Origin of the sequence: Actinomycetospora sp. CA-101289 (genome assembly GCF_050955895.1) — a bacterium.
GTDB lineage: Bacteria > Actinomycetota > Actinomycetes > Mycobacteriales > Pseudonocardiaceae > Actinomycetospora.
Genome location: NZ_CP192093.1, coordinates 5,417,765 through 5,441,098 on the forward strand (window position 1 = coordinate 5,417,765; position 23,334 = coordinate 5,441,098).

The following is a 23,334-nucleotide window of genomic DNA, read 5'->3' on the forward strand; positions in this document are numbered from 1 at the left end:
TCGGTTGCACCACGTCGTGCCCCCCGCCTCACCCCATCCCGTCCCCGGGACGGGCTCAGTCCCCGATCGAGCAGGGCATGGACTTCACCGCGTGCACGAAGTTGCTGCGCAGCTTGGCCCCCTCGCCCACCGTGAGGTCCGGGACCCGCGTGAGGATCTGGGAGAAGACCTGCCGCAACTGCGTGCGCGCGAGCATGTTGCCCATGCAGAAGTGGGGTCCGCCACCCCCGAAGCCGACGTGCGGGTTGGGGTTGCGGGAGAGATCGAAGTCGAGCGGGGCGCGGAACACCTCGTCGTCCCGATTGCCCGATTCGTAGAACATGACGACCTTGTCGCCCGCCGCGATGCGCTGCCCGCGGAGCTCGGTGTCCTCGACCGCCGTGCGCCGGAAGGTGAGCACGGGGCTCGCGTGCCGGACGAACTCCTCGACCGCGCCCGGCATCCGCCCCTCGACGTCCTCGGCCAGCCAGGCGCGCTGGTCCGGGTGCTCGGTGAGGCGGCGCATCGAGTGGGCGATGGTGTTGCGCGTGGTGTCGTTGCCGGCCACCGAGAGCAGCACGAAGAACGCGCCGATCTCGTTGTCGGTGAGGCTCTGGCCGTCGACCTCGGCCTGCACGAGGTTGGTCATGAGGTCGTCCTGGGGCTGCTGCCGGCGTGCCTCGGCGAGCTCGAGCGCCGGGCCCAGCAGGTTCATCAGCGCCTGGCCCGCGACCTGCAGCGGGTCGGAGACGCCGAGGTTCTCCAGGACGTCGGGGTCGTTGGCGGCCACGAGCATGTCGGCGGCCTCGGCCAGCGACTCCTGGTACTCGACGGGCGCGCCCATGAGGTCGTAGATCGTGCCCATCGGCAGGCGCTTGGCCACCAGCTCGACGAAGTCGCCGTCGGTGTGGCCCGAGAGGTGCTCCCGCAGCTCGTCGACGATCGCCGCGGCGCGCTCGGCGATGCGGTCCTCGACGCGGCGGACCTGTCTCGGCGTGAACGCCGCGCTGACGATCTTGCGGAGCTGGGTGTGCCGCGGCGCGTCCATCGCCAGGAACGACTGCGACGCCTCGAGCAGCTCGGGCGGCGCGTCCTGGAACTGCACGCCCTGCCCCGAGCAGAAGAGCTTGGGGTTCTTGCTGACGTGGCCGATGTCGGCGTGGCGCACGACCGCCCAGAAGCCCGGGTCGTCCTCCGAGGGCATGAGCATGCCCTCGGGCGGGCGGTGCCAGGAGACCGGGCGCTCGCGGCGGAGCTCGGCGAACGAGGCGTCGCGCTCGGCCATCGGCCGGCCCCAGAACGCGAGGGTCGAGAGGTCGACGGGGTCGACCTCGAGCTGCGTGGTCATGCGGTGGCTCCCGACGGGTCGGCGGTCTGCTGCTGCTCCTCCTGCTGGGCGGCCTGCTTCTCGGCCCGCTGCGCCCGGCGCTGCTCGGCCAGCTCGAGGGCGTCGTCCCAGGTCTGCCGCTTCCCGATGAGCCGCCGGTACTTCATGACCTCGGCGGGCATGTCGACGGCGAGGGCGCCCACGATGCGCCCGCCGGCGCGGTAGATCGCCGTGAACGGCCCGCCCTCGGCGTCGTCGCCGGCCACCACCTCGACGTGGTCGCCCACCGCGATCCCCACGAACTGGACGCGGCCGCCGTACCAGTCCGACCAGAAGTACGGGACGGTCTCGTACGGCTTCGCGACGGCGGGGTCGACGGCGTGGCGCGCGGCGCGGCCGCCCTGCTCGGCCGCCGACGTCCAGTGCTCGAGGCGCATGGTGCCCGCGGCGACGTCGCTGAACAGCGCGTTCGGCCAGCGCGCGACGTCCCCGGCGACGTACACGCCCGGCGCGGCGGCGAGGGTCTCGTCGGCGATCACCCCGTCGTCGAGGCTCAGCCCCGAACCCTCGAGCCAGTCGGTGGCCGGGCGCGCACCGATGCCCACGACGAGGACGTCGGTGGCGATCTCGGTGCCGTCCGCCAGGCGCACCGCGCGCACCCGGCCGTCCTCGGCGAGGACCTCGTCGACGGCGACGCCGGTGCGCACCTCGGTGCCGCGGCGCCGGTGCAGGTGGGTCAGCGCGCGCCCCATCCGCTCGCCGACCGCGCGGGCCAGCGGGGTCTCCAGCGCCTCGAGGATCGTCACCTCGAGGCCGAGCCCGCGACCCACCGAGGCCACCTCGGAGCCGATGAAGCCCGCCCCGACGACGGTCAGCCTCGACGCCCCGCCGCGCAGGGCCGCGCGCAGCGCGATGGCGTCGTCGAGGGTGCGGACGGTGTGCACACCCGCGATCCCCTCGGTGCCGGGCAGGGTGCGGGCGTGGGCGCCGGTGGCGATGACCAGGCCGTCGTAGGAGACCGTGCGGTCCCCCACCGTGACGGTCCGCGCCGCCGTGTCGAGCGCCGAAGCCGGCGTGCCGAGCAGGAGCTCGACGTCGAGGTCGCCGGCGAAGGTCTCCTCCTCGCGGTAGCGCGGGTCGGGGGACTCGTCGGCGGCGAGGTACTCCTTGGACAGCGGGGGCCGGTCGTAGGGCAGGTGCTCCTCGGCCCCGACGAGGGTCACCTCGCCGTCGAAGCCGTCGCGCCGGACGGCCTCGACCGCGCGCAGGCCGGCCAGGGACGCGCCGACCACCACGAGGCGGGTCACGCCTCGATCGGCCCCTCGAGCGAGAGCGCCTCGGTCGGGCAGGCGGCGACGGCCTCGCGGACCTCGGCCTCCTGGTCCTGGCTGACCTCCTCGGTGTGCAGGATCAGCGACCCGTCGTCGTCCACCTCGAACACGTCCGGCGCGAGGGACTCGCACATGCCCATGCCGGTGCACCGGTCCCAGTCCACGACGATCCTCATCGGGCACCTCCTGGCTCGTTCGACGCCCTCGTCGGCGGTCACCATAACGTCCGTCATGGTACGGGCGCGAGACCTGCGTCACGGCCCGGTGGCCCTTCGTACCCTCCCGCGGACCGCGCCGCTGCCCGCCGGGCGTGAGAGCGTCGGCGGGGTCACCTCGTCCGAAGGGAGCACGGGACGTGAGCACGCTCGATCTCGACGCACCGGCCGCGCCGACGGCGCTCTCGGTCACCCGCGACGGCGGCGTCGCGACGGTGCGCCTCGAGCGCCCGCAGGCCGCGAACGCGCTGGACCGCACGCTGTGGCAGGAGCTGCGCGACACGTTCACCGCGCTCGACGCCGAGCCGGGCGTGCGCGCCGTCGTGCTCGCCGGCGCCGGCAAGCACTTCTGCGCCGGCATCGACCTCTCGATGCTCGCCGAGATCCAGGGCATGGCCCCGGCCGGCACCGACGGCGGGCGGGCGCGCGAGGCCCTGCGCCGCCTGATCCTCGACCTGCAGGACGTGCTCACCTCGGTCGAGCGCTGCCGGGTGCCGGTGCTCGCGGCGATCCAGGGCGTGTGCGTCGGCGCCGGGCTCGACCTCGCCGTCGCCTGCGACCTGCGCTACGCCACCCCGCGCACCAAGTTCTCGCTCAAGGAGGTGGACATGGGGCTCGCCGCCGACGTCGGCGTGCTGCAGCGCCTGCCCCGGATCGTCGGCGAGGGCCGGGCGCGCGAGATGGCCTACACGTGCCGCGACGTCCGAGGCCCCGAGGCCGAGGCGTGGGGGCTGGTCAACGCGTGCGTCGAGGCCGACGACGCCGACGCGCTGGTCGCCCACGTGCAGGGGATCGCGCAGGACCTGGCCGCGAAGTCGCCGCTGGCGATGCGGGGCACGAAGCACGCGATCACCTATGCCCGCGACCACACCACCGCGGACGCTCTCGACCAGATCGCGACCTGGAACGCCTCGGCTCTGCTCTCCGACGACCTGACCGAGGCCGTCACCGCCTTCGCCGAGCAGCGCGCGCCCCGCTACGCCGACTGAGGTGTTTGCCAGCGTGGGGGCAGGCGGCACGGAGCGAAGCGGAGCTGCCGCGCCGGAGGCGTGAGCGCAGCTGGCACTGGGTGCGCGGAAAGCCCCCACGATCACCGGTCCTCGTGCGCCGCCGGGTGCCACGGGGCGTCGGCGGACACCACGGGGTCCCAGACCCCCGAGGCGTGGGCGCGCACGAGCAGGTCGAACTCGTCGAGCAGCGACGCCAGGTCCGCGTCCGCGACGCCGGCGATCTGCTGGTGCCCGGCGAGCACGGCCACGCCCAGCGCGGCGAGGCGCCCGCGCCGCTCCGGGTCCTCGATCACCGGGGCGAGCACGTCGGCCAGCGCGTGCAGCCGCCCGCGGTCCACGGCGCGCTGGGCGGCCTCGACCACCGGGTCGACGGTGGCCCAGGCCCGGATCGCCGTCTCCGCCTCGTGGGGCACGGTCAGCGCCAGGTACTTCATGCGCCGCACGCGCTCGAACGGGTCGTCGCTGGCGTTGACCAGCTCGACGATGCGCCCGACCTCCTCGCGCTCCCAGTGCTCCAGGAGCGCCGCGACGAAGCCGTCCCAGCCGCCGAAGTGGTGGTAGAAGGACCCGCTGGTGACGCCCAGCGCGGAGCACAGCCGCCCGATGCGCAGGCCGTTGCGCCCCTCGCGGGCGAGCACGCGCAGGGCCTCGTCGAAGTACGACCGCGGGGTGGCCGTCGGCATGGTCGCGGACCTCCCCCTGCTCACGCCGTTCCCCTGCGCCAGAACGTAATCTACTCTACGGCGCCATGTTCCCGGGGACCTTCGCCGCTACCCACCCCGACCGGCCCGCGGTGATCATGGCCGAGACCGGCGAGGGCCTGACCTACCGCGAGCTCGAGGACGGCTCGGTGCGCCTCGCGCGCACCCTGGTCGAGCACGGCCTGCGCCGGGGCGACGTCGTCGCCCTGCTGACCGACAACCACCCCCGCGCCTTCGAGGTCTACTGGGCCGCGCAGCGCGCCGGCCTCCTGGTCACCGCGGTCAACCACCACCTCTCCCCCGACGAGGCGGCCTACATCGTCGACGACTGCGGCGCGCAGGCCCTGGTCGTCTCCGCGGCCACCGGCGACCTCGCGACCGCGATCGTCGCGAAGACCCCGGAGGTCACCCTGCGCCTCGCCTTCGGCGGCCCCGTCGCGGAGCACCGCGACTACGACGAGGTCGTCGGCGCGCAGCCCGCCGAGCCCCTGGCCGACCAGCCCCGCGGCGGCGACATGCTCTACAGCTCGGGCACCACCGGCCGCCCCAAGGGCATCAAGCCGAACCTGCCCGACCGCCAGATCGACGAGCCCGGCGACCTCTACATCGCGGTGTTCAAGCCGATGTACGGCTTCGGCGAGGACACCGTCTACCTCTCGCCGGCGCCGATCTACCACGCTGCGCCGCTGCGCTTCGGCGCCACGATCCAGTCCACCGGTGGCACGGTCGTGATGATGCACCGCTTCGACCCCGAGCAGGCCCTCGCGGCGATCGAGCGGTACCGCGCGACCCACAGCCAGTGGGTGCCGACGATGTTCGTCCGCATGCTCAAGCTGCCGGAGGAGACCAAGGCCCGCTACGACGTCTCCAGCCTGCGGGTCGCGATCCACGCCGCCGCGCCGTGCCCCGTCGAGGTCAAGCGGGCGATGATGGACTGGTGGGGCCCGGTGCTCTACGAGTACTACAGCTCCAGCGAGGCCAACGGGATCACGTTCATCAGCCCCCAGCAGTGGCTCGAGCACCCCGGCTCGGTGGGGCTCACGGGGCTCGGCACGATCCACGTCTGCGACGACCAGGGCCGCGAGCTCGCTCCCGGCGAGGTCGGCACCGTCTACTTCGAGCGCGACGTCCGGCCGTTCGCGTACCACGGCGACCCGGAGAAGACGCGCGCCGCGCAGCACCCCGAGCACGAGACGTGGACGACCACGGGCGACCTCGGCTACGTCGACGACGAGGGCTTCCTGCACCTCACCGACCGCAAGAGCTTCATGATCATCTCGGGCGGGGTGAACATCTACCCGCAGGAGATCGAGGACGTCCTCACGCTGCACGAGGCGGTGCTCGACGTCGCGGTGATCGGGGTGCCGGACGAGGAGATGGGCGAGTCGGTGCTGGCCGTCGTCCAGCCCGCGCCCGGCGCCGCGCCCTCCGACGCGCTGGCCGAGGAGCTCCTCGAGCACGTGCGCGCCCGGATCGCGCGGTACAAGGCGCCGCGGCGGCTGGTGTTCACCGACGACCTGCCGCGCACGCCCACCGGGAAGCTCGTGAAGCACCGGCTGCGCGAGCGCCACGCGGCCGGCGAGTTCGCGCCGGCCTAGAAGAGCGAGCGGAAGAACGTCGCGATCGAGGACAGCGCGCTGCCGATGATGGCCACGATCGAGCGCACGACGTCGGCCGCGCCCTCGGGCTGGGCGATCACGAAGTAGAGCAGGACGGCCACGACGACAACGATCAGCAACCGCCTCACGCCTGCAGACATCTGTCCCTGCGCTCCTGTGGCCGTGGCTGTGCGCGGTTTCTCCGGGCGGAGCCGGCGCGCACCGACCGTAACGCGCCCGCCCGTCCCGGGGGTCCACCTTCGGTGGACGTGTCGCAAGATCGGCGCGACGGCCCCGGGCCCGGCAGGATCCGGGTCGTGGACTCCTTCACCCGCGACGGCCTGCACTTCGGGGTCACCGAGTACGGCCCTTCCGACGGCCCGATCGTGCTGCTGCTGCACGGCTTCCCCCAGACGTCGGCGAGCTGGGGGCCGGTCGCCCGCCGGCTCGCCGCCGCGGGGTACCGGGTGCTCGCCCCCGACCAGCGCGGCTACTCGCCCGGCGCCCGCCCGAGCGGCCGCCGCCCCTACCGCGTCGAGGAGCTCGCCGCCGACGTCGTCGCCCTCGCCGACGCCGCGGGCGGCGGGCCGGTGCACGTCGTGGGGCACGACTGGGGCGCGATCGTCGCCTGGGCCCTCGCCGCCCTGCACCCCGAGCGCGTCACGACCGTGACCGGCGTGTCGGTGCCGCACCCCGCCGCGTTCTTCCGCGCGATGACGCGCAGCCGCCAGGCGCTGCTGTCCTGGTACACGTACGCCTTCCAGGTGCCCGGGCTCGCGGAGCGCTACCTGGCCCGGCCGGGCGCGCTGGCCGCGACCCTGCAGCGGATCGGGCAGACGCCGGAGCGGGCTCGGCGCGACGAGGCCGCCCTCGCCGCGCTCGGCGGCCTGCGGCCGGCGCTGGCGGGCGGGATCGCGTGGTACCGCGCCGCCCCGCTCTGGCAGCACCCGGGCCTGCCGGTGCCGGTGGAGGTGCCCGCGCTGATGGTCGGCAGCGACGGCGACGCCGCGGTCTCGCTGGAGGCCGTGCACGGCAACGGCGCGTGGATGCGCGGGCCCTACCGGCTCGAGGTGCTGCCCGGGGTGAGCCACTGGATCCCCGACGAGGCGCCCGACCGTCTGGCCGACCTCGTGCTGGAGCACGTGGCGAAGTGAGGGGGTTCCGGGAGCGCGGGGGGATGCGCTCCCGGAACCATGGTCGGCCGAGGGGGGCGCGGCCGACAGACCCATGCTACGGATGGGTGCCCGGTCGCGGGTGGGATCCACGACACCCGGTCCCGGCGGTGCCGGGAACCGATGAGATCGCGCGGGCCTCAGCCGACGAGGTGGAGCTCCGCGAGTGCACGCTCGGCGGTGACCTCGGGCATCCGGTCACCGCCATCCCGGAAAGGGTGGTGGCCGCCGCCGTGCCTCAGCAGGGAGTTGCGGTGGGCCACGATCGCCGTCGCCAGGGCCTGGGCATGGGACTCGGCGCCCGGAGCGCTCTCGCCGCTGACCCGCTCGACCGCACGCCCGATCGTCTCCGCCAGGCGGGCCAGCTCGTCGAGCACGTCGGCGGACCACGTGAAGTGGTCGACACCGTCCGGGCGCAACGTCGGTCCCTGGTCGTCGAGTCGGCGCAACGCGTCCGTGGCCTGCTTCGCGAGCGCGACGCCTGTGTTCTCAACCGTCACCACCCCGCTGTACCCGCCCACCGCCCGGGTGACGCCATCTCCGCCGCACGGCCGGTGGGACGACACGAGGAGGACGACCGATGACCGACGCCCCGACGGTGCGGCGCTTCGACATCCCGCGGGTGGAGCGCGTGCTCGAGGGCCCCGGCGCCCTGGCCGCCCTCGCCGAGGAGGTGGACGAGCGCGGCGCCCGGCGCGTCGCGGTGCTGTCCGGACGCTCGGTCGCGGCCCTGCCCGAGCTCGACGGGCTCCGCTCGGCCCTGGGCGACCGGCTGGTCGTGGAGCGCGACGACGTCCACCCCCACAACCCCTCGGCCGCGGTCGCGGAGATCGCCGCCGCGGTGCGCGCGGCCGGCGCGGACATGGTCGTCGCGATCGGCGGCGGGTCGCCGATCGACGCGGCGAAGCTCGTCGCCTTCGCGCTCGCCGAGGACATCACCGACGCCGACGCCCTCGGCCGCGCCGTCGACCACCCGCCGGCGGGCCTCGCCCCGCTGCCCGTCGTCGCCGTCCCGACGACGCTCTCGGCCGCCGAGTGGACGGGCCTCGCCGGGCTGACCGTCGAGCGCGAGCAGACCAAGCACGCGCTGTTCCACCCGCGCCTGGTGCCGGCGGTCGTCGTGCTCGACCCCGACCTGGCCCGGCACACCCCGCGCTCGCTGTGGACCACCACGGGCGTGCGCGCCGTCGACCACGCCGTCGAGACGATCTACGCCCGCGACGCCCACCCGTTCGGTACCGCCCTGTGCCGCGAGGCCCTCGCCCTGCTCGGCGAGCACCTCCCGCGCGCGGCCGACGACCCCGACGACCGCGAGGCGACGCTCGCCTGCCAGCGCGCGGCCGAGCTGTCGGCGCTGACGCTGACCAACGTCTCGGTGGGCCTGTCGCACGCGGTCGGCCACCAGCTCGGCGCGGCCGGCGTCCCCCCACGGCGTCACGTCGTGCGTGATGCTCCCCCACGTCCTGCGCTTCGTGGCCCCGCACGCCCCGGAGGCGATGGCGACGATCGCGACGGCGCTGGGCGACGGCACCGGCGAGGCGCCGGAGCTGCTCGACGCCCTGCTCGACCGCCTCGGCGTGCCCCGCCGGCTGCGCGACGAGGGCATCGGCGAGGGCGACCTCGACGCGATCGCCGCCGCGACGATGCGCGAGACCCGGGCCCTGGCCGGCTGCCCGCGCCCGGTGTCGGAGCAGGACGTCCGCGATCTCCTCGTCGCCGCCCTCTGAGGCTTCTCCGGCGGCCGCGTCGGCGCTAGGAAGACGCATGACGTCGACACAGGTGCTCGTCCTCGGGTTCGACCCCACCACGATCCCGGGCTACGACCCCGCGCCGGTCGTCGAGGCGATCGAGCGCGGGCAGCGGCGCTTCGTCGAGTACGGCATCTCCTGCGAGCTCGGCCTGCTGCCGTTCGACGACACCTCGGACGACCGGATCGCCACGCTGCTGCGCCGCGAGCCCTACGCGTGCGTCGTGATCGGCGGCGGCATCCGCAAGGAGGAGGAGCTCCTCGAGCTCTTCGAGCGCGTCGTGAACCTCGTGCGCGTCCACGCCCCGCAGGCCGCCATCGCCTTCAACAGCCGCCCCGACGACGGCGCCGACGCCGCGCGACGCTGGCTCAGCGTCGCCTGAGCCCTCCGCGACGGCGCAGCACGGCGGCGTCGGTCCAGCGGTCGAGCGGGTCGTCGTCGCCGGTGCGGGTGTCGACGCGGGCCTCGGCCACCAGGCGCTCCTGGTCGAGCTGGCGACGCCGGCCCGGCGTGAACCAGTCGTCCAGCTCGGCGAGGCGTTCGGCCACCACCCGGCCCCCGCCGCGACCGCGGTGCACGCGCAGGACCGCCGCGAGCAGGAGCACGAGCAGCACGACGAACATGCCACACACGACGCTCGCCGTCAGGACGGTGTCCACGCCGCTCAGCGTCCCACCTCTGCCGCCGACCCGGCGCGCCGCCGGGCGGCGTTGTCGTGCTTGCGGACCGCGAAGTCGTGGGCGTCGGCGAGCAGCGTCTCCACCGTCGGCCAGGTGCGTTCGGGGTTGAGCACGCAGACCCAGCCGTAGCCGGCGTACACGGGGTGCGGCACGAGAACGTCCAGGGCGGCGAAGTCCGGGTCCGCGGCCTCGGCGACGAGCTCGTCGTAGCGGCGCCGCGGCAGGCCGATGTTCAGCCGGAACACGCCGGGCCGGTCCAGGTCGGACACCTGGTCGTGGGCGTCGGAGCGGACCAGCGTCGCCCAGCCCTGCCGCGGACGCTGCTCGTAGTCCCCGTCGGGGTCGTAGATGGCGAAGAAGTCCCCGCCGCCCTCGATCATGCGGGTGTCGGGGAAGGCAGCGAGAACGTCCTTGACGGCGTCGAAATCCACTGCTGGAAGACAGCACGTTTCCGAGATCGCTCGTCCGGGTCAAGTGACGCAGGTCACCTCCTATTCGGCGCGGACCCGCGGCGTCGGTGGGCGACCACGAGGCCGATCCCGACCGCCAGGTGCACCAGCACCGGGCGAGTCTCCACCCGGCGGTCAGTCCCTGCGCGGGCCCTCGATCAGCGTGACGACGTTGCCGTCGGGGTCGCGGACCGGGAGGAGGCGCACACCGGCGGAGGCCTCGACCGGCTCGTCGGGCGTGATCCCGCGGGCCCGGATCGTCCCGGCCGCCTGGTCGATGCTGCCGACGGCGAGGTTGACCGCGGTCGTGCCGGCACGGGACGGGTCGCGGAACACCTGGAGCCAACCGGTCTCGGTGACGTGCCAGTCGGCGAGGGCCTCCATGGGCCGGCTGTCGGCGGGTCGCCCGAGGAGGTTCTCGTACCAACGGACCGAGGCCTCGTGGTCGCTGACGGGGACGACGGCGAGCAGGTGGCTGATGTCCATACCGTCGACCGTGCCGCAAGTAGTCCTGATTTGCAACCACTTGATCCTGGCTCGGGACCGGGCGTCGACGTCCTAGCCGATCTGACGCCCCTCGGCGTTCTCCCAGTAGGGCTTGCGTAGGTCCTTCTTGAGGATCTTTCCCGACGGATTGCGCGGCAGCGCCTCGATCACGTCCACCGACCGCGGGCGCTTGAAGCCGGCCATGCGCTCCTTGCACCACTCGAGGAAGGCGTCGGTGTCGATCGTCGCGCCCTCGTTCGGCACGACGACGGCCTTGACCGTCTCTCCCCAGCGCTCGTCGGGGACGCCGATGACCGCGACGTCGGCGATGTCGGGATGTCCGGAGATGACGTTCTCGACCTCGATGGGGTACACGTTCTCGGCCCCGGTGACGATCATGTCCTTGATCCGGTCGGTGAGGAACAGGTAGCCCTCCTCGTCGAGATAGCCCGCGTCCCCGGTCCGGAACCAGCCGTCCTCGGTGATGGCCTGCGCCGTCTCCTCCGGCCGGGCCCAGTAGCCGGGCGTGTTCTGGCTCGACCGGATCCAGATCTCGCCGACCTCGCCGTGCGCCGAGTCCTCGCCGGACGCGGGGTCGACGGCCTTGAGCTCGACCCACGGGTACGGCTTGCCGGCCGAGCGCATGAGGTGGGCGCGCGGGCCGTCCGGGTCGTGGTCCTCGGGGTCGAGCTGGGTGATCGCGCCGGTGGTCTCGGTGGAGCCGTAGACCTGGAACAGCGGCGCCTTGAACGTCGTCAGGACGCGGTTGAGCACGGTCGAGGTGATCGGCGAGGCGCCGTAGGCGATGGCCCGCAGCTTCGTCCAGTCGCGGTCGGCGGCGCCGGGCACCTGCACGAGGAACTGCAGCACCGCCGGCACGAGGAAGGCGTTGGTGACGCCCTCGTCGGCCATCGTCGCGAGCAGCTGGTCGGGGACGATGTCGGCGACGAGCACCACCCGCGCGCCGAAGGACAGGCAGACCAGCGCGAAGCCCGAGCCGCCGATGTGGAACAGCGGCATCGCGACCAGGCCGACCGACTGGGTGTCGAAGCCCCAGTGGTCTCCGACCGAGAGCAGCGCCGCGAACTGGGTGTGGGTGAGGACGACGCCCTTGGGCAGGCCCGTGGTGCCCGAGGTGTAGAGCTGCAGCACGCAGTCGTCGTCCTGGGCGTCGTCCGGCGGGTCGAGCACCTCGTCGGAGGCGGTGAGCCAGTCCTCGTAGTCCTCGTCGACGACGAGCACCCGCTGCACGGCGTCGATCTTGCCGACGTCGTCGCGCATGCCGGCGAAGTCGGGGCCGAGCACCACGAGCGGCGCGGCGGCGTCCTCGATGATCGCGAGCAGCTCGTCCTGGGTCAGGCGGTTGTTCAGCGGCGCCGTGCCGGCGCGCACGCGAGGGGCGCCGAACAGCAGGTCGAAGAACTCGGCGCGGTTCTTGCCCAGCCAGACCACCCGTGCTCCGGCGCCGAGACCGTCGGCGGCCATCGCGCGGGCGGCGAGGCCGGCGCGGCGGTCGAGCTCGGCGTACGTCGTGTTCCGCCCCTCGAACGTCAGGGCCACCAGCTCGGTGTCGCTCACGTGCTGGCGGACGACGTCGGTGAGCCGGAACGGCACGGGGGACCTCCACGGGGCCGGGGGACCTGCGGTGATGGGGACCACAGGGACGTCGCGACCGTAACCACCCGTACCGCCACCGGGAAGAGTCAGGCTTGACTGTTACCGGCCGGTGCGGTCAGGCTGAGCACCCCAGCCCGACGTCCCACGAGGAGTGGCCACCGGTGGAGCGCACGATCTTCTCCGACGAGCACACCGACTTCCGGCAGATGGTCCGGGACTTCCTGGAGAAGGAGGCGGTCCCGCACCACCCCGAGTGGGAGAAGCAGGGCCACGTCAGCCGCGACATCTGGCTCGCGGCGGGCAAGACCGGACTGCTGGCGATGGACGTCCCCGAGGAGTACGGGGGCGGCGGCACGCCGGACCTGCGCTTCCAGTGGATCGTCACCGAGGAGGTCGCCCGGGCCGGCACCAGCGGGCTGGGCTTCACGCTCCACAACGACGTCGTCGCCCCCTACCTCATCGAGCTCACCACCGACGAGCAGAAGCAGCGCTGGCTGCCGCGCTTCTGCACCGGCGAGCTGATCTCGGCGATCGCCATGACCGAGCCCGGCACCGGTTCGGACCTGCAGGGCATCCAGACGCGCGCCGTCCGCGACGGCGACGAATGGGTGATCAACGGGCAGAAGACGTTCATCACGAACGGCATCCTGTCCGACCTGGTGATCGTGGTCTGCAAGACCGACCCGGACGCCGGCGCGCACGGCTTCAGCCTCATCGCCGTCGAGCGCGACGCCCCCGGCTTCGAGCGGGGCCGCAACCTCGAGAAGATCGGGATGTCGGCCCAGGACACCGCGGAGCTGTCGTTCACCGACGTCCGCGTCCCCGCGTCGAACCTGCTCGGCGAGGAGGGCAAGGGCTTCATCTACCTGATGCAGAACCTGCCCCGCGAGCGGCTCTCGATCGCCGTGGCCGCCGTCGCCGGCGCGGAGAAGGTCCTCGAGGACACGATCGCCTACGTCAAGGACCGCACGGCGTTCGGCAAGCCGCTGGCGAAGCTCCAGACGGTCCGGTTCTCCGTGGCCGAGATGGCCACCAAGCTCGCGGTCACCCGCAGCTTCGTCGACCGCTGCATCACCGAGCTCGACGAGGGCAAGCTCGGGCCGTCGGACGCCTCGATGGCCAAGTACTGGGCCAGCGAGACGGCCAAGGAGGTCATCGACGGATGCCTCCAGCTGCACGGCGGCTACGGGTACATGAAGGAGTACCCGGTGGCCAAGGCGTACCTCGACACCCGCGTCCAGACGATCTACGGCGGCACCACCGAGATCATGAAGGAGATCATCGGACGGGTGGTCCTCGGATGAGGGTCGGCATGACGCTGGCGTACGCCGCCGGCGGGTTCCGCGAGACGGTGGACAGGCTGGTCGAGCTCGAGGCCGCCGGTCTCGACGCCGTGGGCGTGGCCGAGCTGTACAGCTTCGACGCGGTGAGCCAGCTCGGCTACATCGCGGCCAAGACGTCGCGGCTGACCATCGAGTCGGGGATCGTCCAGATCTACACGCGCACCCCGGCGCTGACGGCGATGACCGCGGCGGGCCTGGACTACGTGTCCGACGGGCGCTTCGTGCTCGGCATGGGTGCCTCGGGGCCGCAGGTCATCGAGGGCTTCCACGGCCTCAAGTACGACGCGCCGGTGGGCCGCACCCGCGAGATCGTCGAGATCTGCCGCCAGGTGTGGCGCCGCGAGAAGCTCGAGTACTCCGGCAAGCACTACACGGTGCCGCTGCCCCCGGACCAGGGCACGGGCCTGGGCAAGCCGCTCAAGCTGATCAACCACCCGGTGCGCGACCGGATCCCGGTGATGCTCGCCGCGCTGGGCCCCAAGAACGTCGAGCTCGCGGCCGAGCTGGCCGAGGTGTGGGAGCCGATCTGGTTCCACCCCGGCAAGACGCAGGAGGTCTGGGGCGAGTCCCTGGCCGCCGGCAAGGCGAAGCGGGACCCCGCGTTGGGCGAGCTCGAGGTCGCGGTCGGCGTCCCGTTCGCGATCGGTCCGGGCGCAGGCAAGCTGCGCGAGCACGTCCGCCCGCAGCTCGCGCTCTACGTCGGCGGCATGGGCTCCAAGGACCAGAACTTCTACGCGAAGCTCGCCGCCCGCTACGGGTTCGCCGACGAGGCGTCGGAGATCCAGGACCTCTACCTCTCCGGCCGCAAGGAGGAGGCGGCCGAGAAGGTGCCCGAGGAGCTGGTGCACGCGGTGTCGCTCATCGGCAGCGAGGACGAGGTCGCCGAGCAGGTCCGCGGGTTCGCCGCGGCCGGCGTCACGCAGCTCAACATCCAGCCGCTGGACCCCGACCACGAGTCCGTGACGTCGTCGCTGGAGACGTTGAAGTCGCTGCTGTGATCAGGCGGCGGGCATGAGGAGGGCCCGCGCGAGCTGCTTCCACTGCTCGAGGTGCGGGTCGGTGGACGGGTCGCGCGGGTCGAACCCGTAGGTCAGGGCGACACCGCGCATGCTGGTCAGCAGCGTCTCGCGCACCATCGCAGCCTGCTGCGGCGTGCCGTAGTCCTCGAAGAAGGCGTCGACGGTCTGGCGGATCGCCGCGCCCAGCCGGCGCTCGGCGGGCAGCAGCGCCGCGGCCAGAGCCGGGTCGGTGCGCGCGGCGGTCCACAGCTCGACCGAGGCCCAGAAGTAGGCCTGCTGGTAGGTCCACCACATGACGTCGACGGCGCGGTCGAGGCGCGTGCCCGGGTCGACGTCGGCGTCGGGCAGGTCGGCGTGCGCGAGCCCCTCCTCGGCGAACCGGCTGGTCGCGAGGTGCTGCGCGGCGGCGACGAGCAGGTTCTCCTTCGACGGGAAGTGGTGCAGCAGGCGCCCGCGCGAGACCCCGGCGCGGTTCTGGATGGTCAGCGTCGTGGTGCCCGCGTAGCCCGACTCCACGAGGCACGCCACGGCGGCGTCGAGGATGCGGGTCCGGCTGTCCGAGGTGCGCTGCTCGCGGGAGCGCCGCTCGGGCTCGGCGGCCGACCGGGTGCTCACGATCCCGCCCCTCCCGTCGCCGTGCTGATCTCCGTCGCCGACGATCGTGCCGCCGCCGACGCGAACGGTCAAACCTGACTGTCGCGGCGGAGCACCGACAGGAGCACGTCGACGAGCAGGGCGCGGGTGCCGGCGCGGTCGAGCGTGCCGCGGACCAGCCACTCGCGGGACGCCGAGCGCACGAGGCCGAAGAAGGACCGGACGCGCGGGCGGTACGGGTCGTCGGGCGCGTCGGGGGCGAGGGCGGCGAGCACGCGGTCGGCGGCGATCTCGTCGGCCTCGGCGAGGATGGCGTCGACGTCGATGTCGCCGGCCGCGCCCGTGCCGACCGAGAGCCACAGCCCGCGGTGGCGGTCGACGGTGTCGAGGAACCAGTCGACGGCCGCGGCCGCGCGCAGGTCGACCGGGCCCGGCGGGAGCTCCTCGACCGCCACCTCGGGGATCGTCGTCAGCCGGCGCACGACCTCGAGGTAGAGCGCCCGCTTGGTGCCGAAGTAGTGGTTGATGAGCCCGCGCGCGACGCCTGCCTCCTGGGCGAGGTCGGTGGTCGAGACGGCGGCGTAGGGGTGGTCGGTGAACAGCCGCAGCGCGCCGGCGACGATCTCCTCGCGCCGCGCATCGGGGGCGAGCCGCCGGCCCCGCACGGGCGTGCTCACCTCGCCGCCCCGAGGTGGGGGCTTTCCTGGCGTTGAACGCCAGCGTGGCCCCCACGCTGGTGGATGGCGCGGTCGTGCGGCGTCATCCCGAAGAGCATGGCGAAGTCGTGCAGGGTCGTCGAGAGCACCGGGCGGCGGCCGGCGAGGAAGCCGAGCGGACCGTCGGCGTCGAACGTCCAGTCGGCGCGCAGCAGGCCGAGCCCGTTGCGGCTGACCACCGGGCTCTCGATCAGCCCGCCGTCGAGGTCCTGGGCGAGCGTGAAGCCGACGCGCGGACGCCCGGGCAGGCGCGTGCCGCGGCGCAGCACCGCGCTCGCGGCGGGCCGGGCGGCGCCCTCGAGGGTCATCGACGGCCGCCCCGCCGCGAGCCCCTCGAACGTCGCGAGGCCCTTCGGGATGCCCCACAGCGCGCGCCCGCCGTCGCGCGAGGCGGGGCTGTCGACCCAGATGCGCACGATGTGCGGGCGCACCCGCGGGCCCACACGGCCGGCGACCGCGACGAGCAGCTCGTGGTAGCTCAGCACCCCGCCCTCGGCGTAGTCGACCCACGCGGCGCCCACCGGCGTGCGGCCGGCGAGGACGAACGGGCGCCAGCCGTCGGGCCAGGTCGCGGTGGGCAGGTCCGCGGTGGGGACGAGGAAGGTCGACACGTCCATCCGGCCGACCAGGGTCCAGGGTTCGGGCGGGTAGCTGGTCACATTCCCGGTCACTGGGGCGCTCCGATCCTCGGCGCGGGCAGGTCGACGGCCGTGCGCAGCGCGCCCGGCGCGTCCGCCGGCACGACCGGGTGGTGCGGCGCGACCGGGTCGACGCGACGGTAGGGCGCGCCGGGTGCCGGCCGGGGGTCGGGCTCGCCGCGGTTGGGCCACAGCGACATCGCCCGCTCGGCCAGGGCGGTGATCGTCAGCGACGGGTTCACGCCCAGGTTCGCGGGGATCGTCGACCCGTCGACGACGTGGACGCCGGGGTGGCCGTGCAGGCGGTGGTACGGGTCGACGACGCCGGTCTCCGGGGTCTCGGAGATCACCGCGCCACCGAGGAAGTGCCCCGTGACCGGGACGTTCACCAGCGTCGAGCCGGCGCCGACGGGGACGCCGCCGATGCGGCGCGCCACCCGTCGCGAGACCTCGTGCCCCGCGGGGATCCAGGCCGGGTTCGCGGTGCCGGCGCCCGGGCGCGAGCGCAGGCCCCGGAGGAACCGGCGGGGCGTGAGCGTCAGCGAGTTGTCCAGCGACTGCATCACCAGCAGCACGATCGACTGCTCGGCCCACCGGCGCGGCCGGTGCAGCGCCCACAGCGTCTTGCGGGACCGCAGGACCTCGCCGGCGATGCGGCGCCAGGACGGCCCCCGGGTGCCGAGCGTCGTGTCGTCCGCCGGCGTGGTGCCGTCGACGAGCACCGCGGACAGCAGCGCCAGCAGGTTCGACCCGCGCCCGTAGCGCACCGGCTCGACGTGGGTGTCGGCGTCGGGGTGGGTCGACGAGGTGATCGAGACCCCGCGGGTGAAGTCGGCGTCCGGGCTCGGCGAGCGCGCCGAGAGGATGGCTTCGGAGTTGGTGCGCGAGAGCTCGCCGAGCCGCGGGGACACGCGCGGCAGGTCGCCGCGGCTGCGCAGCCGGTGCAGCAGGCGCTGGGTGCCGAGCGCGGACGCGGACACGACGACCTGGCCCGCGGTGAACGTCCGCCGGCCGCCGGGCGCGCCGGTGCGGCGGGTGTCGACGACGTAGCCCGCGGCGCCGGAGAGGTCGCCGTCGCGCGGGCGGATGCGGGTGGCCGTCGTCAGCGGGTGCACCTCGACGCCCGCGGCCTCGGCGAGGTGCAGGTAGTTCTTGACCAGCGTGTTCTTCGCGTCGTGCCGGCACCCCGTCATGCACTCGCCGCAGTGCAGGCACCCGTGGCGCGCGGGCCCGGCGCCGCCGAAGTACGGGTCGGGCACCTCCGTGCCGGGGGGCGCGCCGAAGAAGACGCCCACCTCGGCCGGCCGGTAGGTGTGCTCGACGCCCATCTCGCGGGCGACGTCGCGCATCACCGCGTCCGACGGCGACACGCGCGGGTAGGTCGTGGCGCCCAGCATGCGGGTCGCCTGGTCGTAGGACGCGTCGAGCTCGTCGGCCCAGTCGGTGATGTCGCGCCACTGCGGGTCGTCGTAGAAGGCCCGCGGCGGGCGGTAGAGCGTGTTGGCGTAGACCAGCGAGCCCCCACCCACGCCGGCGCCCGAGAGCACGAGGACGTCGCGCAGCGGGCTCACCCGGAAGATGCCGAAGCAGCGCGCCCACGGCGCCCACAGGTAGTCGCGCAGCTGCCACGAGGTGGCGGGGAACTCGTGGTCGGCGAAGCGGCGGCCCGCCTCGAGCACGCCGACGCGATAGCCCTTCTCGGCCAGGCGCAGCGCGGTCACCGACCCGCCGAAGCCCGAGCCCACCACGAGCACGTCGTAATCCAGGTCGCCCACGGGCCCAGGCTCCCCGGGTCGTTGGCAGCGTGTCAACGAGGGTCCGACCACCCTACTGGCCAGTAACAGGAGGCCTCGCGCACGTTGACACGAGAGCTAAACAGTCTACTTTGACTGTTGAGAGCAGACGCCCCCGCGAAGGGACCCTTCCGTGACCGAGGCATTCATCTACGACGCCCTCCGCACCCCCCGCGGTCGGGGCAAGGCGACCGGCTCGCTGCACGCCACCAAGCCGGTGTCGCTGGTCGTCGGCCTGATCGACGAGCTGCGCAAGCGCAACCCGGGGCTCGACCCCGACAAGATCGAGGACGTCGTCCTCGGCTGCGTCACCCCCGTCGGCGACCAGGGCGGCGACATCGCCAAGACCGCCGCCATCGCCGCGGGCCTGCCCGACCACGTCGGCGGCGTCCAGCTCAACCGCTTCTGCGCCTCCGGGCTCGAGGCCGTGAACCAGGCCGGCCAGCGTGTGCGCTCGGGCTTCGAGGACCTCATCGTCGCCGGCGGCGTCGAGTCGATGTCGCGCGTGCCCATGGCCTCCGACGGCGGCGCCTGGGCGATGGACCCGGAGACGAACTTCAAGACCTCGTTCGTCCCGCAGGGCATCGGTGCCGACCTCATCGCCACCCTCGAGGGCTTCAGCCGCGAGGACGTCGACGCCTACGCGCTCGAGTCGCAGACGCGCGCGGCGAAGTCGTGGGCCGACGGCGCCTTCGACCGCTCGATCGTCCCCGTGGTCGACCGCAACGGCCTGGTGGTCTGCGACCACGACGAGCACGTCCGCGAGACCACGATGGAGGGCCTCTCGGGCCTCAAGCCGTCGTTCGCCGGCATCGGCGACATGGGCGGCTTCGACGCGGTGGCGCTGCAGAAGTACCACTGGGTCGAGGCGATCAACCACGTCCACCACCCCGGCAACAGCTCGGGCATCGTCGACGGCGCCGCGCTGGTGCTGCTGGGCACCGAGGAGGCCGGCAAGCAGAACGGCCTGACCCCCCGCGCCCGCATCGTCGGCACGGCCGTCTCGGGCGCCGACCCGACGATCATGCTGACCGGACCGACGCCGGCGTGCGAGAAGGTGCTGGCGAAGGCCGGCATGACCGTCGACGACATCGACCTCCTCGAGATCAACGAGGCGTTCGCCGCCGTGCCGATGAAGCTGATGAAGGACCTGGGCTTCTCGCACGAGCGCACCAACGTCGCCGGCGGCGCCATCGCGCTGGGCCACCCGCTGGGGGCCACCGGCGCCATGCTCGTCGGCACGATGGTCGACGAGCTCGAGCGCCGCGACCTGCGCCGCGCCCTCGTGACGCTGTGCATCGGCGGCGGCATGGGCGTCGCGACGATCATCGAGCGGGTCTGACACCACCCCCGGAACGACACCCCCAGCGAGAAGGAGCAGCCAGAGCAGTGTCCGAGAACATGTTCCGGTGGGAGGCCGACGGGGACGGCATCGTCACGCTGACGATGGACGACCCGACCGCCTCGGCCAACACGATGAGCGCCAAGTGGGGCGAGGACTTCGCCGCCACCCTCGAGCGCCTCGAGTCCGAGAAGGACCAGATCGCGGGCGTCGTGCTGACCTCGGCGAAGAAGACGTTCTTCGCGGGCGGCAACCTCGACGACCTCGTCAAGTACACCCGCGCCGACGCGCAGAAGGTCTTCGACCAGTCCCAGCAGATCAAGGGTCTGCTGCGGCGCCTGGAGACCCTGGGCAAGCCTGTCGTCGCCGCGATCAACGGCGCCGCGCTCGGCGGCGGCCTCGAGATCGCGCTGGCGTGCCACCACCGCGTCGCGCTCGACGCCAAGGGCTCGAAGATCGGGCTGCCCGAGGTGACGCTGGGCCTCCTGCCCGGCGGCGGCGGCGTCGTGCGCGTCGTGCGCCTGCTGGGCCTGGCCGACGGCCTCATGAACGTGCTGCTGCAGGGTCAGCAGCGCAACCCGAAGGCCGCCCTCGAGGCCGGCCTCGTGCACGAGGTCGTCGACAGCCCGGACGAGATGATCTCGCGCGCCAAGCAGTGGGTGAAGGACAACCCCGAGGCCGCGCAGCCGTGGGACGTCAAGGGCTACAAGATCCCGGGCGGCACCCCGTCGGTGCCGAAGTTCGCCGCGAACCTCCCGGCGTTCCCGGCCAACCTGCGCAAGCAGCTCAAGAACGCCCCGATGCCTGCGCCGTACAACATCATGTGCGCGGCCGTCGAGGGCGCGCAGGTCGACATCGACAACGCCGGGCAGATCGAGTCGCGCTACTTCGCCGACCTCGCCTGCGGCCAGGTGTCGACCAACATGACGCGCGCGTTCTTCTTCGACCTGCAGGCCATCAACAAGGGCGCCTCGCGTCCGGACGGCTACGAGAAGCACACGGCCCGCAAGATCGTCGTGCTCGGCGCCGGGATGATGGGCGCGGGCATCGCGTACACCGCCGCGATGGCGGGCCTGGAGGTCGTCCTCAAGGACGTCAGCCAGGAGAACGCCGACAAGGGCAAGGCGTACTCGCAGAAGCTGCTGGAGAAGGCCGTCTCGCGCGGCAAGTCCACGCAGGACAAGGCCGACGAGGTGCTCGCGCGGATCACCGCGACCGACGACGCGTCCGCCGCCGCCGGTGCCGACCTCGTCATCGAGGCCGTCTTCGAGAGCCCGGACCTCAAGAAGCAGGTCTTCGGCGAGATCCTGCCGCACCTCGCGCCCGACGCGGTCCTGGGCTCGAACACCTCGACGCTGCCGATCACCAGCCTCGCCGAGGGCGTCGACCGCCCCGAGGACTTCATCGGCCTGCACTTCTTCTCGCCGGTCGACAAGATGCCGCTCCTGGAGATCATCCGCGGCGAGAAGACGAGCGACGCGACGTTGGCCAAGGCCATCGACATCGCGCTCCAGATCAAGAAGACCCCGATCGTCGTCTCCGACAGCCGCGGGTTCTTCACCAGCCGCGTCATCGGCACGTTCATCAACGAGGCCGTGGCCATGCTCGGCGAGGGCGCCGCGCCGTCGTCGATCGAGCAGGCCGGGTCGCAGGCCGGCTACCCGGCCCCGCCGCTGCAGCTGATGGACGAGCTGACCCTCACGCTGCCGCAGAAGATCCGCCAGGAGACCCGGCGCGGCGTCGAGGAGTCCGGCGGCACCTGGGCGGAGCACCCCTCCGAGGCGATCATCGACCGCATGGTCGAGCTGGGCCGCAAGGGCCGCTCGTCGGGCTCGGGGTTCTACGAGTACGACGAGTCCGGCAAGCGCACGCGGCTGTGGCCGGGCCTGTCCGAGGAGTTCGGGGCGGCGAAGGGCGACCTGCCGTTCGAGGACATGCAGGAGCGCATGCTCTTCGCCGAGGCCCTCGAGACCGTGAAGTGCTTCGACGAGGGCGTGCTCCACACCATCGCCGACGCGAACATCGGCTCGATCATGGGCATCGGGTTCCCGGCCTGGACCGGCGGCGTGGCGCAGTACATCGACGGCTACCCCGGCGGCCTGCCCGGGTTCGTCGAGCGCGCCCGCATCCTGGCCAAGGCCTACGGCGACCGTTTCCAGCCCCCGGCCTCGCTGGTCGAGAAGGCGGAGAAGGGTCAGACGCTGCGGGGCGAGTGACCGCGACTGCCTGAGCTGACCGAGGGCACCTTCGCTCGATGTCTTCGAGCGGAGGTGCCCTTCGTTCGTCACGCCCGCACCCATACCGTCAGCCCTGACTGTCTCGTAGGGTCGGCCCCGACCACGCGACATCGAGGAGGACGAGGGCCCCATGGGTGTGCTGGACGGCGTGAAGATCGTCGAGGTCGCGGGGATCGGCCCGGGGCCGTTCGCGGCGATGATGCTCGCCGACATGGGTGCGGACGTGCTGCGCATCGACCGTCCGGCCGGGGGCCGCGGGCTCTCGCTCGGCAACGAGACCAAGGACGTCCTCGCGCGCGGGCGCCGGTCGGTGGCCCTCGACCTCAAGTCGCCCGAGGGCCTCGAGGTGCTCCTCGACCTCGCCGGCACCGCCGACGTGCTGATCGAGGGCTACCGCCCCGGCGTGGCCGAGCGCCTCGGCTTCGGGCCGGACGCCTGCCACGCCCGCAACGAGCGCCTCGTCTACGGACGCATGACCGGCTGGGGCCAGGACGGCCCGAACGCGGCGCGCGCCGGGCACGACCTCACGTACCTCTCCACCGCCGGTGTCGTCGCGCACGTCGAGGGCCCGGACGGGGCGCCCGGCATCCCGATCAACCTTGTCGGCGACTTCGGCGGCGGCGGCATGCTGCTCGTCGTCGGCGTGCTCGGCGCGCTCGTGGAACGGGCGACGTCGGGGCGCGGGCAGGTCGTCGACGCGGCGATCGTCGACGGCGCCGCGCTGCAGATGGCGATGATCTACGGCATGCGCGCCGGCGGGCTGTGGCCGAACCCCCGGGGTCAGAACCTCCTCGACGGCGGCGCGCCGTTCTACGCGCACTACCGCTGCACCGACGGCGGGTGGGTCGCGGTCGGGGCGATCGAGCCGCAGTTCTACGCCGAGCTCATGACGCACCTGGGCCTGGCCGGCGAGGACATCGCCGCGAACCAGTGGGACATGGCGCGGTGGCCGGAGTTCCGCGCGCGGCTCGCCGAGGTGTTCGCGATCCGCACGCGCGACGAGTGGGCCGCCGACCTCGAGCCCACCGACGCCGTCGTGGCCGCGGTGCTGGACATGGACGAGGCCCACCAGCACCCCCACAACCAGGCCCGCGGGCTGTTCATCGACGCGTTCGGCGTGCGCCAGCCCGCGCCCGCCCCGCGCTTCGACCGCACGCCCAGCGCCACGCCGACCGCCCCCGCGGCGCCGGGCCAGCACTCCGCCGAGGCGCTCGCCGACTGGGGCATCGACCCCGAACGCGTCGCGAAACTGCAGGAAGCGGGCGTCGTCCACCAGACCTAGGCTTTGGCCTACGGCCGTGTGCGCGCTTTTCCGTGCCCTGGCACGGGGAAGCGCTCA

At 73.2% G+C, this 23,334-nt stretch carries 24 protein-coding genes; 10 read left to right on the plus strand and 14 right to left on the minus strand.

Annotation, left to right across the window (positions count from 1 at the left end):
- Positions 1-55 precede the first annotated feature (55 nt).
- From ACQPX6_RS26950 to ACQPX6_RS26960, 3 genes are read right to left on the minus strand one after another with little or no spacing between them, the layout of a single operon-like run.
- Positions 56-1,327, minus strand: coding sequence for a cytochrome P450 (locus ACQPX6_RS26950; RefSeq protein ID WP_433783781.1), 1,272 nt, complete (start codon positions 1,325-1,327; stop codon positions 56-58).
- Entirely contained in the window at positions 1,324-2,613 is a 1,290-nt protein-coding gene (locus tag ACQPX6_RS26955; protein ID WP_433783783.1) for an NAD(P)/FAD-dependent oxidoreductase, read from the minus strand. The genes ACQPX6_RS26950 and ACQPX6_RS26955 overlap by 4 nt, the downstream gene beginning before the upstream one ends.
- Entirely contained in the window at positions 2,610-2,813 is a 204-nt protein-coding gene (locus ACQPX6_RS26960; RefSeq protein WP_433783785.1) for a ferredoxin, read from the minus strand. Before ACQPX6_RS26960 ends, ACQPX6_RS26955 begins: the two co-directional genes overlap by 4 nt.
- 179 nt (positions 2,814-2,992) lie before the next feature.
- On the opposite strand from ACQPX6_RS26960, the gene ACQPX6_RS26965 reads away from it, so the two are divergent.
- Complete coding sequence (locus tag ACQPX6_RS26965; RefSeq protein WP_433783786.1) at positions 2,993-3,841, plus strand: crotonase/enoyl-CoA hydratase family protein; 849 nt, start codon at positions 2,993-2,995, stop codon at positions 3,839-3,841.
- Positions 3,842-3,942: 101 nt separating this feature from the next.
- Here ACQPX6_RS26965 and ACQPX6_RS26970 read toward each other — a convergent pair whose 3' ends face one another.
- Positions 3,943-4,545, minus strand: coding sequence for a TetR/AcrR family transcriptional regulator (locus ACQPX6_RS26970; protein WP_433783788.1), 603 nt, complete (start codon positions 4,543-4,545; stop codon positions 3,943-3,945).
- Positions 4,546-4,610: 65 nt separating this feature from the next.
- Here ACQPX6_RS26970 and ACQPX6_RS26975 point away from each other — a divergent pair, with 65 nt between their 5' ends.
- A complete protein-coding gene (locus tag ACQPX6_RS26975) occupies positions 4,611-6,161 on the plus strand; it encodes an acyl-CoA synthetase (RefSeq protein WP_433783789.1) in 1,551 nt (516 codons plus the stop codon).
- On the opposite strand, the gene ACQPX6_RS26980 is transcribed toward ACQPX6_RS26975, so the two are convergent.
- The gene (locus ACQPX6_RS26980; protein ID WP_433783791.1) at positions 6,158-6,283 is read right to left on the minus strand and encodes a hypothetical protein; all 126 of its coding nucleotides are present in this window, start codon (positions 6,281-6,283) and stop codon (positions 6,158-6,160) included. The two genes, ACQPX6_RS26975 and ACQPX6_RS26980, sit on opposite strands and share 4 nt — an antisense overlap.
- 195 nt (positions 6,284-6,478) lie before the next feature.
- Between ACQPX6_RS26980 and ACQPX6_RS26985 the strand changes: the two genes are divergently transcribed.
- Positions 6,479-7,315, plus strand: coding sequence for an alpha/beta fold hydrolase (locus ACQPX6_RS26985; protein WP_433783792.1), 837 nt, complete (start codon positions 6,479-6,481; stop codon positions 7,313-7,315).
- Between the two features lie 158 nt (positions 7,316-7,473).
- On the opposite strand, the gene ACQPX6_RS26990 is transcribed toward ACQPX6_RS26985, so the two are convergent.
- Positions 7,474-7,833, minus strand: coding sequence for a hypothetical protein (locus ACQPX6_RS26990; RefSeq protein ID WP_433783793.1), 360 nt, complete (start codon positions 7,831-7,833; stop codon positions 7,474-7,476).
- Positions 7,834-7,913: 80 nt separating this feature from the next.
- Here ACQPX6_RS26990 and ACQPX6_RS26995 point away from each other — a divergent pair, with 80 nt between their 5' ends.
- Both ACQPX6_RS26995 and ACQPX6_RS27000 read left to right on the plus strand, forming a co-directional pair.
- On the plus strand, positions 7,914-9,089 hold the full coding sequence (locus ACQPX6_RS26995; protein WP_433783794.1) for an iron-containing alcohol dehydrogenase: 1,176 nt from the start codon (positions 7,914-7,916) through the stop codon (positions 9,087-9,089).
- A gap of 8 nt (positions 9,090-9,097) precedes the next feature.
- Complete coding sequence (locus ACQPX6_RS27000) at positions 9,098-9,463, plus strand: hypothetical protein (protein ID WP_433783795.1); 366 nt, start codon at positions 9,098-9,100, stop codon at positions 9,461-9,463.
- Here the strand turns inward: ACQPX6_RS27000 and ACQPX6_RS27005 are convergent.
- From ACQPX6_RS27005 to ACQPX6_RS27020, 4 genes are all read right to left on the minus strand, one after another.
- Entirely contained in the window at positions 9,450-9,740 is a 291-nt protein-coding gene (locus tag ACQPX6_RS27005) for a hypothetical protein (RefSeq protein WP_433783796.1), read from the minus strand. The two genes, ACQPX6_RS27000 and ACQPX6_RS27005, sit on opposite strands and share 14 nt — an antisense overlap.
- 5 nt (positions 9,741-9,745) lie before the next feature.
- The gene (locus ACQPX6_RS27010; protein WP_433783798.1) at positions 9,746-10,192 is read right to left on the minus strand and encodes a DUF6194 family protein; all 447 of its coding nucleotides are present in this window, start codon (positions 10,190-10,192) and stop codon (positions 9,746-9,748) included.
- 153 nt (positions 10,193-10,345) lie between these two features.
- Positions 10,346-10,696: a VOC family protein gene (locus ACQPX6_RS27015; protein WP_433783799.1), complete on the minus strand. Its 351-nt coding sequence runs from the start codon at positions 10,694-10,696 to the stop codon at positions 10,346-10,348.
- 72 nt (positions 10,697-10,768) lie between these two features.
- Complete coding sequence (locus ACQPX6_RS27020; protein WP_433783800.1) at positions 10,769-12,310, minus strand: long-chain-fatty-acid--CoA ligase; 1,542 nt, start codon at positions 12,308-12,310, stop codon at positions 10,769-10,771.
- A 164-nt stretch (positions 12,311-12,474) separates the two neighbouring features.
- Between ACQPX6_RS27020 and ACQPX6_RS27025 the strand changes: the two genes are divergently transcribed.
- The gene (locus ACQPX6_RS27025; protein WP_433783801.1) at positions 12,475-13,617 is read left to right on the plus strand and encodes an acyl-CoA dehydrogenase family protein; all 1,143 of its coding nucleotides are present in this window, start codon (positions 12,475-12,477) and stop codon (positions 13,615-13,617) included.
- A complete protein-coding gene (locus ACQPX6_RS27030; protein ID WP_433783802.1) occupies positions 13,614-14,654 on the plus strand; it encodes an LLM class F420-dependent oxidoreductase in 1,041 nt (346 codons plus the stop codon). Before ACQPX6_RS27025 ends, ACQPX6_RS27030 begins: the two co-directional genes overlap by 4 nt.
- Here ACQPX6_RS27030 and ACQPX6_RS27035 read toward each other — a convergent pair whose 3' ends face one another.
- The 4 genes from ACQPX6_RS27035 to ACQPX6_RS27050 all read right to left on the minus strand — a co-directional run bounded on the left by ACQPX6_RS27035 (position 14,655) and on the right by ACQPX6_RS27050 (position 18,398).
- Positions 14,655-15,290 carry a TetR/AcrR family transcriptional regulator gene (locus ACQPX6_RS27035; RefSeq protein WP_433783803.1) on the minus strand — a complete coding sequence of 212 codons (636 nt, stop codon included), beginning with the start codon at positions 15,288-15,290 and terminating at the stop codon, positions 14,655-14,657.
- Positions 15,291-15,358: 68 nt separating this feature from the next.
- The gene (locus ACQPX6_RS27040) at positions 15,359-15,946 is read right to left on the minus strand and encodes a TetR/AcrR family transcriptional regulator (RefSeq protein WP_433783805.1); all 588 of its coding nucleotides are present in this window, start codon (positions 15,944-15,946) and stop codon (positions 15,359-15,361) included.
- Complete coding sequence (locus ACQPX6_RS27045) at positions 15,943-16,644, minus strand: acetoacetate decarboxylase family protein (RefSeq protein WP_433783806.1); 702 nt, start codon at positions 16,642-16,644, stop codon at positions 15,943-15,945. Before ACQPX6_RS27045 ends, ACQPX6_RS27040 begins: the two co-directional genes overlap by 4 nt.
- A gap of 8 nt (positions 16,645-16,652) precedes the next feature.
- The gene (locus tag ACQPX6_RS27050; protein ID WP_433783807.1) at positions 16,653-18,398 is read right to left on the minus strand and encodes an FAD-dependent oxidoreductase; all 1,746 of its coding nucleotides are present in this window, start codon (positions 18,396-18,398) and stop codon (positions 16,653-16,655) included.
- Positions 18,399-18,549: 151 nt separating this feature from the next.
- On the opposite strand from ACQPX6_RS27050, the gene ACQPX6_RS27055 reads away from it, so the two are divergent.
- The 3 genes from ACQPX6_RS27055 to ACQPX6_RS27065 all read left to right on the plus strand — a co-directional run bounded on the left by ACQPX6_RS27055 (position 18,550) and on the right by ACQPX6_RS27065 (position 23,277).
- Entirely contained in the window at positions 18,550-19,758 is a 1,209-nt protein-coding gene (locus ACQPX6_RS27055) for an acetyl-CoA C-acetyltransferase (protein ID WP_433783808.1), read from the plus strand.
- Between the two features lie 59 nt (positions 19,759-19,817).
- Positions 19,818-21,974 (plus strand): 3-hydroxyacyl-CoA dehydrogenase NAD-binding domain-containing protein, encoded by a 2,157-nt coding sequence (locus ACQPX6_RS27060; protein WP_433788368.1) that lies wholly within the window; start codon positions 19,818-19,820, stop codon positions 21,972-21,974.
- A gap of 151 nt (positions 21,975-22,125) precedes the next feature.
- Positions 22,126-23,277 carry a CaiB/BaiF CoA transferase family protein gene (locus ACQPX6_RS27065; protein WP_433783809.1) on the plus strand — a complete coding sequence of 384 codons (1,152 nt, stop codon included), beginning with the start codon at positions 22,126-22,128 and terminating at the stop codon, positions 23,275-23,277.
- The last annotated feature ends 57 nt before the right edge of the window (positions 23,278-23,334 follow it).